The sequence below is a fragment of the Afipia sp. Root123D2 genome (genome assembly GCF_001425835.1).
In the GTDB taxonomy this organism is placed as follows: Bacteria; Pseudomonadota; Alphaproteobacteria; order Rhizobiales; family Xanthobacteraceae; genus Afipia.
Genome location: NZ_LMDP01000001.1, coordinates 575,213 through 588,879, shown reverse-complemented (window position 1 = coordinate 588,879; position 13,667 = coordinate 575,213). Strand labels below are relative to the sequence as shown.

At 57.9% G+C, this 13,667-nt stretch carries 11 protein-coding genes; 1 reads left to right on the top strand and 10 read right to left on the bottom strand.

Annotated features, from left to right (window positions below; translation table 11 throughout):
• Positions 1 to 9: 9 nt before the first annotated feature.
• Both ASC80_RS02700 and ASC80_RS02695 read right to left on the bottom strand, forming a co-directional pair.
• Positions 10 to 1,026, bottom strand: a complete 1,017-nt coding sequence (locus ASC80_RS02700; RefSeq protein WP_056292640.1) for an NAD-dependent epimerase — start codon at positions 1,024 to 1,026, stop codon at positions 10 to 12.
• A gap of 18 nt (positions 1,027 to 1,044) precedes the next feature.
• Positions 1,045 to 2,331 (bottom strand): nucleotide sugar dehydrogenase, encoded by a 1,287-nt coding sequence (locus tag ASC80_RS02695; RefSeq protein WP_056292638.1) that lies wholly within the window; start codon positions 2,329 to 2,331, stop codon positions 1,045 to 1,047.
• 198 nt (positions 2,332 to 2,529) lie between these two features.
• Here ASC80_RS02695 and ASC80_RS02690 point away from each other — a divergent pair, with 198 nt between their 5' ends.
• Positions 2,530 to 3,489 (top strand): lysylphosphatidylglycerol synthase transmembrane domain-containing protein, encoded by a 960-nt coding sequence (locus ASC80_RS02690; protein ID WP_056292636.1) that lies wholly within the window; start codon positions 2,530 to 2,532, stop codon positions 3,487 to 3,489.
• Between the two features lie 45 nt (positions 3,490 to 3,534).
• Here ASC80_RS02690 and asnB (ASC80_RS02685) read toward each other — a convergent pair whose 3' ends face one another.
• From asnB (ASC80_RS02685) to asnB (ASC80_RS02650), 8 genes are all read right to left on the bottom strand, one after another.
• Positions 3,535 to 5,496, bottom strand: a complete 1,962-nt coding sequence (gene asnB, locus ASC80_RS02685) for an asparagine synthase (glutamine-hydrolyzing) (protein WP_056292635.1) — start codon at positions 5,494 to 5,496, stop codon at positions 3,535 to 3,537.
• Positions 5,497 to 5,500: 4 nt separating this feature from the next.
• On the bottom strand, positions 5,501 to 6,703 hold the full coding sequence (locus ASC80_RS02680; protein ID WP_056292633.1) for a glycosyltransferase family protein: 1,203 nt from the start codon (positions 6,701 to 6,703) through the stop codon (positions 5,501 to 5,503).
• A 20-nt stretch (positions 6,704 to 6,723) separates the two neighbouring features.
• On the bottom strand, positions 6,724 to 7,767 hold the full coding sequence (wecB, locus tag ASC80_RS02675; RefSeq protein WP_156464238.1) for a non-hydrolyzing UDP-N-acetylglucosamine 2-epimerase: 1,044 nt from the start codon (positions 7,765 to 7,767) through the stop codon (positions 6,724 to 6,726).
• Positions 7,764 to 8,831 carry an NAD-dependent epimerase/dehydratase family protein gene (locus ASC80_RS02670; RefSeq protein WP_056292631.1) on the bottom strand — a complete coding sequence of 356 codons (1,068 nt, stop codon included), beginning with the start codon at positions 8,829 to 8,831 and terminating at the stop codon, positions 7,764 to 7,766. The genes wecB and ASC80_RS02670 overlap by 4 nt, the downstream gene beginning before the upstream one ends.
• 134 nt (positions 8,832 to 8,965) lie before the next feature.
• Positions 8,966 to 9,895 carry an NAD-dependent epimerase/dehydratase family protein gene (locus ASC80_RS02665; RefSeq protein WP_056292630.1) on the bottom strand — a complete coding sequence of 310 codons (930 nt, stop codon included), beginning with the start codon at positions 9,893 to 9,895 and terminating at the stop codon, positions 8,966 to 8,968.
• Between the two features lie 15 nt (positions 9,896 to 9,910).
• Entirely contained in the window at positions 9,911 to 10,846 is a 936-nt protein-coding gene (locus ASC80_RS02660; protein WP_056292628.1) for an NAD-dependent epimerase/dehydratase family protein, read from the bottom strand.
• A 24-nt stretch (positions 10,847 to 10,870) separates the two neighbouring features.
• Entirely contained in the window at positions 10,871 to 11,680 is an 810-nt protein-coding gene (locus tag ASC80_RS02655) for a class I SAM-dependent methyltransferase (protein WP_056292626.1), read from the bottom strand.
• Between the two features lie 69 nt (positions 11,681 to 11,749).
• Positions 11,750 to 13,663, bottom strand: coding sequence for an asparagine synthase (glutamine-hydrolyzing) (asnB, locus tag ASC80_RS02650; RefSeq protein ID WP_056292624.1), 1,914 nt, complete (start codon positions 13,661 to 13,663; stop codon positions 11,750 to 11,752).
• Positions 13,664 to 13,667 lie beyond the last annotated feature (4 nt).

Sequence of the window (13,667 nt, the reverse complement as noted above, 5' to 3'; positions counted from 1 at the left end):
TTGATTGAACTAGAGCTTGTGATAGTCACGATACCATGCCGCGAACCGGGCAATACCGTCCTTGATCGAGGTCGCGGGTCGAAAACCGACCTCCCGCATCAGATCGTCGACATCGGCGTAGGTCGCGTACACGTCGCCCGGCTGCATCGGCAGCATTTCTTTCTTCGCGGTCCGCCCGAACTCCTGTTCGAGCAAGCCGACAATCTCCATCAGGTCTTCCGGCCGATTATTGCCGATGTTGAAGATTCGCCACGGAGCCGCGCTGGTGGCAGGATCGGGCTTGTCGCCTGACCACGCCTTGTCGCCGGTCGGTACATGATCGATCAACCGCTGGATCGCTTCGGTGACGTCATCGACATAGGTGAAATCGCGGCGCATATCGCCATGATTGAACAGCTTGATCGGTTCGCCGGAGAGGATCGCCTTGGCGAAAAGATACATCGCCATATCGGGGCGACCCCACGGCCCGTAGACCGTAAAGAAACGCAGGCCGGTGGCCGGCAGGCGGTACAGATGGCTGTAGGAATGCGCGATCAGCTCGTTGGCCTTCTTGCTCGCTGCATAGAGGCTGATCGGATGATCGACATTGTCGTGAACCGAGAACGGCAGTTTGGTGTTGGCGCCGTAGACCGATGACGACGAAGCGAACAACAGGTGTTTGCAATCATTGTGGCGGCAGCCTTCCAGCACGTTGACGAAGCCTTCGAAGTTGGCATCGACATAGGCATGCGGGTTCTGGAGCGAATAACGCACACCCGCCTGTGCGGCCAGATGGACAACTGCGGGAAAGCGATGCTCCTCGAAGATCCTCTTCATCGACGGACGATCGGCGAGATCGATCTTCTCGAACGAAAAATGAGGATTATTACGCAGAATATTGAGCCGCGCTTCCTTCAGCTTCGGATCGTAGTAGGAATTAAGATTATCGAGGCCGACGACATCATGTCCTGCCTGCAAGAGGCGTTGCGCCACGTGAAAGCCGATGAAACCGGCGGCGCCCGTCACCAGGATTTTTTTGTTTGTCATGAAATCTCAATACCGCCGCTAAATCCGCCACAACTGGATCGCCGCCGGCACCGTGGCACGATCAAGTTTCATTTTTACGTCAAGCACGAAGCCACGGGCTCCGGCGAGCAAGCCTTCAACCAGCGGCCACCCGCCTTCCACGTATTCATCATGCGCCACTGCGAGGATGACAGCGTCGGCGGGCTTTAACATGTCGAAATTTGTCAATGTCACGCCATATTCGTGACGTGCATCGTCGGGATGCGCGAGAGGATCGTGCACTTGAACGGTGATCCCGAACGACTGCAATTCGCGGATGATATCGATCACCTTCGAATTGCGCGTATCGGGGACATTCTCCTTGAACGTTAGACCGAGCACGGTCACCACACCGCCGCCCTGCCCCTTTTGCTGCAGCAGCCCGCGAATACATTCGCGCGCGATGCGCTGGCCCATCGCATCGTTGATGCGCCGGCCCGCCAGGATGACTTCGGGATGATAGCCCGCCTTTTCAGCCCGATAAGTGAGGTAATATGGATCGACGCCGATACAGTGACCACCAACCAGACCGGGCTGGAACGGCATGAAATTCCACTTGGTCCGCGCCGCTGCAAGCACATCGCCGGTATCGATGTTCAGCGCCTGGAAGATCAGAGACAGTTCGTTCATAAACGCGATGTTGAGATCGCGCTGCGTGTTCTCGATGACTTTTGCCGCTTCGGCCACCTTGATCGACGGGGCACGATGGATGCCTCCGGTCACCACCGATCCATAGACATCGGCGACGACATTCAACGTTTCCTCATCCTGCGCGGACACCACCTTCATGATGGTCTCGAAGCGGTGCTGCTTGTCGCCCGGATTGATCCGCTCCGGCGAGTAACCAACCTTGAAATCAGAACCCGCCTTCAGCCCCGATGTCCGCTCGAGAACGGGGACACATTCTTCCTCAACCGCGCCCGGGTACACCGTCGATTCGTAAACCACGATATCGCCCGCCTTCAACGCGCCGCCGACGCTGCGCGACGCGGACAGCATGGCGCCAAGATCCGGCCTGCGCGCCTCGTCGATCGGCGTCGGGACGGTGACGATGTAGAAGTCGGATTCGCGAAGTGAAGCAACATCGCTGCTGAATGTCAGCGACGGATGTTTCAGATCACCTGCCTCGACTTCGCGGGTCCGGTCCTGCCCCGATTTGAGTTCAGCAATACGCGCCGCGTCGATATCAAATCCGATCACGGGTACACCAGCACGGGCGAAGGCAACCGCAACCGGAAGCCCGACATATCCCAATCCGATAACCGCGATCTTCCGGCCGTGTGACATTCGATAGATTCCCCAAGTCCGCTCAAAGGGGCCGATTCACGGCTGTTTAGCCGTTGCCCCCACATGCACCGCAATAGATGCCTTTACTATTGCCAGGTTGGCTTCAACGCCATACCAAGATATGAGAATTCCGGCGCCAGACGCCTGTTTTGCGTCATCCAAGCCGCCAAATCTAGGTGCTAACAACCCCGGTCCGGAATGCGTTCTTTTCTCGTTCTTACCGTTCGAATCCTGGTATCGCTGGCGCTGCTCTATCTGTCGTTGCGCGGCATAAATTTTGCCGCGATTCAGGCAAGGCTGAGCCAGATTAGCCCGGGCTGGATCGCGCTCGCGGTATTGGCGACACTCATCCAGACCTTTTTCGGCGCGTTGCGCTGGCGGGAGATCACCGAGCGCTGCAGCGCGCCACTCACGGACCTGCAGGCGTTCCGCTTCAACATGATCGGCACGTTCTTTAATCAGACGCTGCCCTCCACCATCGGCGGCGATGCCATGCGGCTATGGCTGGTCAACCGCACCGGAGCGGGCTGGCGCGCGGCAACCTATTCAGTGCTGGTGGACCGTGCGGTCGGCCTGATCGCGCTGGCGATCATTGTCGTCACCAGCCTGCCGTGGAGCTACCGGCTGATTGACAACTCCCACGGCCGCCTCGCGCTGGTGCTGGTCGACATGGCGGCGATCGGCGCCGGCGTTGTCTTTCTTCTCCTCAGCCGCCTGCCATGGCCATGGCTGAAAACATGGTGGCCGACGCACCACATTCACGCCTGCTCCGTGATCGCCAATCGCGTGATCTTCGACCGGCGCGCGGGGCCGAAGATCGCCGTACTGTCGCTCCTCGTCCATGTGCTGACCGTCGTGATCGCGTGGTGTGCGGCTCGCTCAATCGATGCGCCGGTCACATTCGAACAGGTATTCCTGCTGATCCCGCCGATCATGCTGATCACCATGTTGCCGATCTCAATTGCGGGATGGGGCGTGCGCGAAGCGACGATGATGGTCGCGTTTGGCTATGCCGGCCTTGCCCAGGCCGATGGCACGCTGGTGTCTTTGCTGTTCGGTGCGGCGTCGTTCATCGTCGGCGCGATCGGTGGGCTGGTCTGGATTCTGAGCGCCGAGAAAGGATCGAAATTGCCCGATGTGGCACCGAAGCTCGATTAACGGCGCTGCACTTTCAGCCCAAGGAGCTATCGCACAGCTTGGATTTTATCGCGTACACCACTCGTCGTGCCACGCCTGTGCCATCAGGACATTCCACAGCCAGTAGCCGTGATTCTGTTGCGCGCTCATGTGCTCGCCGAGCATTTGCGCGACACGTTTGTCGTTGAACAAACCCTGTTGCCGCAGCCGCGCCGGCGCCAGCAAATCGCTGGCCCACGATCTGAGCGGCCCCCTCAGCCAGTCGTCCATCGGGATGCTGAAGCCGGTCTTGGGCCGATCGACAAGAGCGGGAGGAACGTGCCGATAGAGCACCTGCCGCACCAGCCATTTGCCGCGGCCGGAGCGGACCTTCATCGATGCGGGAACCCGTGCCGCGAACTCGACAACATCCCTGTCGAGAAACGGCACGCGCGTCTCCAGGCTCACTGACATCGCCGCACGGTCCACCTTCTGCAGGATATCGTCGGTCAGATAACTCAATGCATCCGCCAACGTCATGCGATCGAGAGGATCGATCGTCGTTCCGATCTTCTTCATCTCCGCGGCAGACCAGCCATCCACCTCACTGCCCTGCACAACCGTTCGAGAGGGATCGCTGTCGATGGAACACAGAAGTCGATATATGTCGTCGGCCGATCTTGAATCGAGAACGCGCGCCAGCTTAACGGCTTGATCACCTGCGCGGCGAACATGCAGGCGCGAGGGCAGCAGCGGCTGCGCCAGTCGCGCCAGCGTACCGACCGGTTCGGGTGAGACGGCTTTGAGAAGCACAGCAAGCGCACGCCGGAGTGAAGCCGGAACTCGCCCCAGCCGATCATTCAACTGACCGCCCCACACATGTCTGTTGTAGCCGCCAAACAATTCGTCTCCGGCATCGCCGGACAGCGCGACCGTGACGTGCTGGCGCGCCAGCGATGACACCAGATGCGTCGGAATCTGCGACGAATCCGCGAATGGTTCGTCATACATCCGCGGCAGCTTCGGAATCACGTCCATCGCTGTTTTCGGATCGACACGAAGCTCGGTATGCAGGGTGCCGAGATGATCCGCGACCTTGCGCGCGTCGTTGGCCTCGTCAAACGCCCCTTCCGAAAACCCGATGGTGAACGTTCTTACCGGTTGGCTCGCCTGCTTCTGCATCAAGGCGACGATGACAGACGAGTCGATTCCGCCGGACAGGAAGGCCCCGAGCGGCACGTCCGACAGGGATTGTCGCTTGATTGCGATCGACAGCAGCCGCTGCAATTCTTCGGTGGCTTCGCTTTCGCTGGCGATCCGGGACTCCTGCCCCGCGACCACACATTCTCTATGCGACCAATAAGCCGCGGGCTCGGGCAGGCTTCCAGGCCGGGCAGTGTCGGTGAATGTGACGCTCGATGCCGGTGGAAGCTTCCTGATATCCTGCCAGATCGTCATTGGCGCAGGCACGTAGGAATAGCGCGTGAACGCGGTAAGCGCCCGGCGATCAATCACCGGATTCCATTTGGGATGAGCCGCGAGGGCCTTCAGCTCCGATCCAAAGACCAGGTCGCGGCCCACCCAGCCGTAAAACAACGGCTTCTCGCCGAAACGGTCCCGGCACAAGGTCAATGAGTTGTCGCGCGCATCCCAAAGCCCGAAAGCAAACATGCCATTGAAGCGCTGCAATGCCTCGTGAACACCCCAATGGCGAATTGCTGCCAGAAGTGTCTCGGTATCCGAATGGCCTCGCCAGTTTGGCGCAACTCCCGCCGCGTCAAGCTCCGATCTGATCTGGAGATGTTTGTAAATCTCGCCGTTGAACGTCACGGTCAGGCGCCCGCATTCGCTTGTCATCGGCTGCGCGCCCGCCGTGGTGAGATCCAGAATCGACAAGCGCCGATGTCCCAGAGAGACCTTGCCCGCGATATCCGTCCAGACGTCGCCCGCATCCGGCCCGCGATGGATCAGAGTGGAGATCATACGGCCGACATTTTCGGAAATGTCGCCCCCGCCAGCACTTCGGAGGATTCCTGCGATGCCGCACATCAGACTATCCTGATGCTGCCACGAGCAGATCGTGGACCTGCCGCATGCGGTGCGCATATGTGTGTTGCTCAGTGACCAGAGCGAATGCCGCGTCGGCTCTGCGCTGGCGCTCCAAAGGATCGCGAAACAGCGTCAACACTTCATCAACGTTGGAAAAATCCGGTTCAAGCGCGAGATAATGCTCATCCGCCTTGAGGATGTCGTTGAAACGGCCGCGGAACATGATCTGGCAGGTTTTGGTGCCTGCAGCATCGAAATGCCGCGAACTGATGCATTTTGCATAGTGTGCCGGACGCGGCCGGTCAGCAAAGAACTTCGTAAAAATCTCTTCGTGATCGGCCTGCTCGTTGACCAGCGCCTCGTGCCGCAATGGGCCACGCGTCATGACGTGCCGGGCCAACGATCTCATCCACCATGGCAGGCGATGGCCGAACCGGCGCAGCACTGAATCATTGCGGAGCACGTACCCTTTCGATGGTTTCGACAGCACGTACTCGCGAATGAGATCGACTGTTTTGTCATCACGCTCGAGATACCAGGAGCCGGCTTCGGTCGCGACCGTGCCTCTGCACTGATTGAGATAGTTTGCCCAGCCGCTACGATCGAGCCGCTCGTCGGAGACTTCAACATGCAAACCACGGCCGGACCCATGATCGGCGAACCATTGCAATAAACGATTGCGGTCGTCGTCGCCAAGATGCGGCAGATATCGGGTTGCCCGGGCGCCGATATCGAGTGCACGATCCTCCGGCGCAATCGTGGGGTGATAAACGCTGGGGTTCAGAGCGTGAGGAATCGAAACAACCCCACGGGTTGTTACATCCTCAAAAAGATACTTTCCTGCTTCAGGCAAAAGCTGGGTGGCAACATACTCCGGACGTAACAGGGCAAACGCCTTACGTTTGTCGACAATCGGCGAGCCCGGAAGATTCACCTCGTTGCCGACAAACGTCAAAAGCGGCACCTTGCGATCTGCAAGGACCTCGAGGTGGGGCTCCAGATATATCGTCGTATCGCCGTTCGTGGAGTGCAACAGAACGACGGCATCGACTTCGCGCAGCAAGCGTGGAAGCTTCCCTTTCGCATCGGAGGCAGCGAGATTAAGGGGAACAGCGTCAAACTGCGGGGCGCTTACAAACGCATCGCGCCAGTCGTCGAAATAAGACAGCCGGTCGGTGTAATCGGCATAACCGACCAGCAGCCGCATCCGGCTGTCTCCACCTGAAATCATAAGGACTTTTTCAGAAGGTCCGCGATCAGAAATGCCGCGCGGCCATCGCCATACTCGTTGATTTCCTTACGTGCGGTGAAATCCGGCCCCTGCCAAAGCCTGTTCCAGCCGTGCGTGATGGTTTCGCCCCACTCGGTTTCATCACGCAAGGTCGTGCACGGAACGCGGTGGAAATAGGCTTCCTTTTGCAATCCGCCGGAATCGGTAAAGACAGCAACTGCGCCATTTAACAGCTTGGCCATGTCGAGATAACCCACCGGACCGACCACCTTCAATCCGGTGAGAGCAATGCCCATTCGTTCGGCGTTCTGCCGCGTGCGGGGATGTAGGGGGAGGATAACGGGGTGGCTTTCCGCTTCTTTTTGTAGAAAAGAAATCGCAGCCTTGAGTCGCCCCGGGTCGTCCGTGTTCTCCGCCCGGTGAACGGTTGCAACGCTGTAACTCTTCGGCGTGAGACCTAGCTGGCTGAAAATATTCGATTCAGCTTCCGCGCGGCTGATCGCAAAGAGCGTTGCATCGTACATGACATCGCCAATGTGATGCACGCCGTCACGAACGCCTTCCTTGGACAAGTTCTCGACCGCGGCTTGAGTCGGGCAAAGATGCAGCACGGAGAGATGATCGGTCAAAACGCGATTGATCTCTTCCGGCATTCGCCGATTGTACGACCGCAAACCTGCCTCGACGTGGGCAATCGGGATGTGCAGCTTGGCCGCTGCGAGCGCACCGGCAAGCGTGGAATTAGTATCGCCGTAGACAACGACCCAGTCCGGCTTCTCGGATATTAGAATCGGCTCGATCGCAGCCAACATTCTGCCCGTCATCTCGCCATGGCCACCGCCGTGAATGTCGAGCCGGTGCGCTGGCGCCGGAATATCAAGCTCCGTGAAGAACACATCCGACATGTCAGCGTCGAAATGTTGCCCGGTATGAACCATGACCTCTTCAAGACCCGCGGTTTCGCGAATGGCGCGGCTGACCGCGGCGGCCTTGATAAACTGGGGACGCGCGCCGACGACGGTGAGAATCTTCAACGTCACGGGCGATAGCTCCCGACTTGCGGCACATAGCGCTGGTGCTGTTTCATGCAAGCTAGGATGCGTTCCTTGTTGTCCCGCGTCCACGCGACGGTCTTTGCCAACCCGTCCTTGTGCGCCACGGTTGCAGCAAAGCCGAGTTTCTCAGCCGCTTTGGACGGATCACCGAAACGTTGACCCGACCGATCCCAGTCCCGCGCCGGCGTCAATGCGATCGGCGTGGCGTTGCCCGTGAGCGCATTGATGCGTTCAGCCAGTTCCTTGATGGTGATCTCGACGCCGGAGGCGAGATTGTAGATTTCGCCGGGGTCGCCATTGAGGGCGCAGGCCATCAAGCCGCGCGCCATGTCCTCGACGAAAATAAAATCTCGCGTCGCGATACCCCCGTTTTCGACCGGGAGCGCTTCGTTGTGCAGGGCTTTCCATACAAATGTCGGCGTCACGTTGCGCCACACGGTATGAACCGTTCCGCGCCAACGTCCTGCACCGAGAATTTCTCCCGGACCATAAACGTTCTGAAATCGCGCCTTGACGAAAGGAAGCTTGTGGCGCGCGAAGTAGTAATTTCCGTACATCTCACCGATCAGCTTTGAAATCGAATACGGGCTGTCGTGAAACAAACTCACGGGAGCATCTTCGGTCGTCGCGCTCGCGCCGTCGAAGGTTTTCTCCGCCACAGCGCATCCGGCCGCCGCATAGACAACCTTGCGCAGCGATCCCATTCCCTTGAGCCGCTCGAACAGCTTGAGGGTGGTCAGCGTATTGTTGGCATGATCCGCCAACGGATCGGCAATCGACGATTGGTTGCCATGATAGCAGGCGAGATGAAAAACATAATCGAGATCGTCAGGAAGTTTTTGGAGCAGAGCGTCGTCGGCAATCGACCCGAGCCGGAAATCGACATCATCACCTTCCGGAACATTGGAAATATCGGCCGACAGCAGATTATCCACGATAACGATGCGTGTCGGGCGGTGTTCGCGCAGAAACCGCACGAGATTCGAACCGACAAATCCAGCACCTCCGACAACAAGGATATTGGCGCTCGCGAACGTCTTCTGTGTCATTGAATCAAGCTTTCTGCGAAACAGGTTTAATGGCGCAAGATCGTCTAGCCGGACAGGCCGGTGACGTTCCTCATTTTTGATGTCTGTGCCGTAAGTCGTGCCGATACCCGGCAGGTTGCCCTTACCACGGCCGATCAGTTCTTAGCCGCAAGGTGGCTGTAAACATCGCTGACACCGTGCGCGTCATACCAGGACAGCATCCGCTTGATGGTTTCGGCGAACGAAACCTTTGCGCTCCACCCAAGACGGGAGCGGGTCAGCGAGGGATCGGGAACGACAGCCGGCACATCGTCATCGCCGACCGGCACAACCTTGACGTCCGGGTCGGCAGGCAATCCCAAATGGCTACGCACCGCGTCATAGACGTCGCGGATCGAATGTCCCTCGCCGCTCGACACGTTGAAAATCCCCGCAGGAGCATCGTCCTTCATCACAAGATCGACCGCGGCGAGAAAATCCGACATGTCGAGAAAATCGCGTTGCGCGTCGGTGCAGAAACATCCCTGCCCGGCCTTCAGCCGCTTGTAGAACGTCGGGATCGGACCAATGGCGAGCCGTGGCCCGGTCACGTTCGCGAGCCTCAATGACGCAAACGGCAAGCCGCTCATGGCCAGATAACGCTCGCCCGCAACCTTGGAAATGCCGTAGCTCGTGAACGGCCGCAGCGGATGATCGACCGGGATTGGCACGGTTTCCGGCCGGCCGTAGCAAAGCACGGTCTGGAAGTTGAGAATGCGCGACACCTGGTGGGCGCGGGCAGCTTCGACCACATTGATCGTTCCGGCGACATTGGTGGCTGCATCCTCCCGCCAATCCGCCGGATCCTTGTATGCCGCCGCGGAATGCACCACGTGCGTCGGCTGGAATGCGTCGAAGGTGCGCGACACCAGATCACGATCAGCCACCGACCCTTCTGTCAGCGTCAGGCCATTCACCGGCGGCACGACTTCACGCTTCCCGGTGGCAAAGTTATCGATGACGAGAATGTCGTGACCTTGTGGCAACCAGTGCTCGATCACGTTCGAGCCCAGACAGCCGGCGCCGCCGGTAATCAGAATCCGCATGTCAGTGGTCTTCCGTCAGGAGCGCGCAATCTTGAGATGAGTGTAACCGCCCTGCACGCCTTCTTTCTTCCAGCGTTCGACAGCGGCTTCCGCGATCTTCGCCAGCGGGGTGAACTCCACCGCGCCGAAGTCAGCGAATGTCCGGGACGGATCGAGCAGGATGGACGCGGCATCGTCCTTCCCCAGCGGCTTCACTTCGGGCTCCGGATAATCGTTCAGCTTCATCGCCGCGACGACCGCATCGTAAAGCTCGATGATTGCGACATCCTTTCCGGACGAGAAGTGGTAAGTGCCGCGACCGTCGCCGTCGGCGGCACGAACCACGACCCGCGCCAGATCGCGCGCGTAGCAGAAGTCGCGGCGCGCCGGCGTCACAAAGCACTTCTTGCCCGCCGACAGACGCTCAAAGAAAATCGGCAGCGGCCCCGAAACGTTGCGCTCGCCGATGACGTTGGCAAGCCGAAACGTCACCCAATCGACACCCGAAAACTGCACATAGTGCTCGCCGGCTGTCTTGGAGATCGCATAGCTTGAGTTCACCGGATCAATCGGATGATCGAGCGTGATCGGAGATTGAATCGGCTTGGTGCCGTAGCAGAGTGCGGTCTGGAAATAGATCAACCTCGAAACATCATGGGCCTTCGATGCCTTGGCGATATTCGCCGTGCCCGCCGCATTCACCAGCGCGTCGGTACCCCAATCGTCAGGATCCTTGTACGACGCGGCGGTATGGACCACGACGCTCGGCTTGAAGTCGGCGAACAGCGCATCGACAACTGTGGCGTCGGTGATGGTGTCCTCGACGAGTTTCAGGTTCGGATGCTGCGTAAGGTTATCACGCCGGCCGGTCGAGAAATTGTCGATCGCGAGAACCTGGTCACCGCGCGCCAACAGCATCTCGATCACGGTCGACCCGACTTGTCCGGCTCCGCCGGTTACAAAAATCTTCATACGAGATTCCTTAGAGTGAACGAGTTACTTGATGCATTTGATATATAGGTCAAGCCCTAGAAACGGCTCGAAGCACGCGTTCGCCATGGAGCGCGGGATAAAACGAGCGGGCAGAAAATCCTGGCCGATATTGCGAGGCACCACATCCACCGAACTGAAGTATTTCAGCAGATACTGTTTTGCCTCTCCCGGCGAGATAAACGTCGTTGAAGGTGCGGCGACGCCTTTCCGGTTAGAGTCGTATGCGTTCCGGAGCCTCGGATCGGCGTTAGACCATTCGAAATCCGGCTTCTTCATGCGTCTGTAAGCAGCCAGCGGGCTTCGCAACCACTGACGGTAAGAAAGCGCATTATAGACCATGATAATCGCCGGCTGACCTGGCTTCAGTACACGATGAACTTCGCGCATCGCCAGAGCCAGATCGCCCGTGTGATGCAGGCAACCGATCGTGACGACGAAATCGAACGTCTCGTCGGGGTAAGGAATGGCAAGCGCGCTGCCCTGCGAGGCCTTGATAGGTTTGCCCAGCATATCAGCGCGATGCTGAGCCATCGCGACCGGACCGTCGGCGATATCGAGCCCATGATAGTTGGCGCCCGATTCCATCAGCTTCTGCGCGACGGTTCCATATCCCAGACCGATTTCGAGAACATTCCGGCCGGATACTTTGGAGAACGGAATGTGATCGTACAGATAAGGGTAGAAGTCGAAGTACCAGTCGTCGAATTTTTTCAAACTCGCCTCGGAGTTGTCCTTGATACCCAATTGGGTCGCTAGAATCGTTCCGCATAGCTCGTTCCAGAACGCGATGTTCTTTTCATCGACGGCGCTCACGCGAAATCTCCAATGTTCATGAGGACGACTTCAGCGCACCTGCGGCAAAACGCAATAGACAGCGCCACGTCAGTTCACCATCGCCCTGAATTCGGCAGCGCGGTCGTGAAACCGCTGATGCCAGAGTTCTAGACTGAGCAAACCCCATGTCTTGCGGGAAAACTGAGAGGCTGATCCAAAATTTTCCAGCACGAGATCGCTGTTGAAATAGGGCCGATGCCGCGCCTTCTGCTGGGCAAAAACATCCCGGACATAGCTTGCCAGCGGTCCCTCAAACCATTCCTTGAGAGGAACCGGGAATCCCATTTTATCGCGCCGCTCGACGACACTCGTTGGAAGCGTATTCTTGTAAGCTTCCTTCATGAGCTGCTTCATCTGTCCGCCACGAAACTTGACGTCGGCAGGCACCGTAGCGAGAAATTCCACTAGCGGATGATCGAGAAACGGAACGCGACTTTCAAGCCCGTGCGCCATGCTCATGCGATCCTCAACATGAAGCAATGCGGGCAACAAGCACTTGAAGTCGAAGTGAGTCATCTTGTCAAAATAAGCTTCCTTGCGGACGTTATCCTGATTGTTGAAAATCGCGCGGAACGCCTCGAAGACCCGGCTCTTGTCCAGCGACGACCAATCGACTTCGCCGACCATGTCGGTTGAGCGGTCGACGAGCCTGAAGTATCGTTTGTCGAGATCCTCAAACAATCCTTCGCGCCAGAATTCTTTGATCATTGGCTTATATTCGCGCAGCAGTCCAAGATTTGGCACGATCGATTCGATCGTCACGACGTAATTACCCTGCTTGTAGGTACCGTCCATCGCAGCCTTGATGCTCTGCTCAAAGTACGCGACCAGGTATCTCGCATAGCCGCCGAGCAACTCGTCGCCACCCTGCCCGCCAAGAACGACCTTGAGATGCTTCGCCGCCAGCGCGGAAACCATGAACTGCGGAAATGAACCCGGCCCGGCAACTGGGAAATCGAGATGGTAAATCACGTCATGCATATGTGTACGGAAATCCTCCGCCGTGATATCGGCGATATGCAACGACATATCCGCAAGATCTGTGACCTCGCGGGCATAATGACTCTCGTCGTAACCAGGATACTCCAGGAACCGGCCGTGAAAAGCGGATCTGTTGCGATGATCGTGTTTTGACGCAAGCAGCGCGACCAGGCTTGAATCCAATCCCCCCGAGACGTACCCCCCAACCGGAACGTCGGCGCGCAGATGCACGTTCATAGAGTCGGCGAGCAACTCCTTGAAACGCGATTCAAAATGGCGCGGACTGTGATCAAAATCAACTTCGTACTGCACGTCCCAATAGCGGGAGATCCTGACTTGACCGTCGGCGACGACAAGCGAATGACCGGGCAGAAGAGTATCGATGCCCTTGAAAAGCGTCTTAACGCCAATCGTGTACTGAAAGGTCAAATACTCAGCGAGGGCGGACGAATCTGTTTCAATGTCCGACAGGAACGGCAGAAGCGCCTTCGCTTCTGACGCAAAATACAACACGCCGTTCTGCTCAGTATGGTAAAATGGTTTGATGCCAAAGCGATCGCGTGCCACGAATAATTTGTGTTTACGCTCATCCCAGATCGCGAAAGCGAACATACCGCGCAAATGAGAGACGCAATCTTCTCCCCAGCGCTCATAGGCGGCGAGAATAACTTCAGTGTCCGACGAAGAATGAAAGGTCCAATGCGCCGAAAGCTCATCGCGCAATTCAACGTAGTTATAAATCTCGCCATTGTAGGTGATAACTGTGTCGTTTGGCGCATGCATCGGTTGCGCACCGCCAGGCGACAAATCGATGATCGCAAGCCTTCGATGCACAAAACCAACCCGTTCGTCCGGTGAAACCCACTCTCCTTCGCCGTCCGGACCTCGGTGCGAAATGAGATCGCTCATCGCAGATAATTTTCGGAAAATGCCTGCGTTAAGACCTTTCTTCAGGCCGTAAATTCCCGCTATCCCGCACATGTTT

Excerpts from the sequence above, each read along its gene's own strand:
- ASC80_RS02665 (WP_056292630.1), bottom strand. The coding sequence starts at position 9,895 with ATGCGGATTCTGATTACCGGCGGCGCCGGCTGTCTGGGCTCGAACGTG.
- ASC80_RS02670 (WP_056292631.1), bottom strand. The coding sequence starts at position 8,831 with ATGACACAGAAGACGTTCGCGAGCGCCAATATCCTTGTTGTCGGAGGT.
- ASC80_RS02695 (WP_056292638.1), bottom strand. The coding sequence starts at position 2,331 with ATGTCACACGGCCGGAAGATCGCGGTTATCGGATTGGGATATGTCGGG.
- asnB (WP_056292624.1), bottom strand. The coding sequence starts at position 13,663 with ATGTGCGGGATAGCGGGAATTTACGGCCTGAAGAAAGGTCTTAACGCA.
- ASC80_RS02680 (WP_056292633.1), bottom strand. The coding sequence starts at position 6,703 with ATGCGGCTGCTGGTCGGTTATGCCGATTACACCGACCGGCTGTCTTAT.
- ASC80_RS02660 (WP_056292628.1), bottom strand. The coding sequence starts at position 10,846 with ATGAAGATTTTTGTAACCGGCGGAGCCGGACAAGTCGGGTCGACCGTG.
- ASC80_RS02690 (WP_056292636.1), top strand. The coding sequence starts at position 2,530 with ATGCGTTCTTTTCTCGTTCTTACCGTTCGAATCCTGGTATCGCTGGCG.
- ASC80_RS02700 (WP_056292640.1), bottom strand. The coding sequence starts at position 1,026 with ATGACAAACAAAAAAATCCTGGTGACGGGCGCCGCCGGTTTCATCGGC.
- asnB (WP_056292635.1), bottom strand. The coding sequence starts at position 5,496 with ATGTGCGGCATCGCAGGAATCCTCCGAAGTGCTGGCGGGGGCGACATT.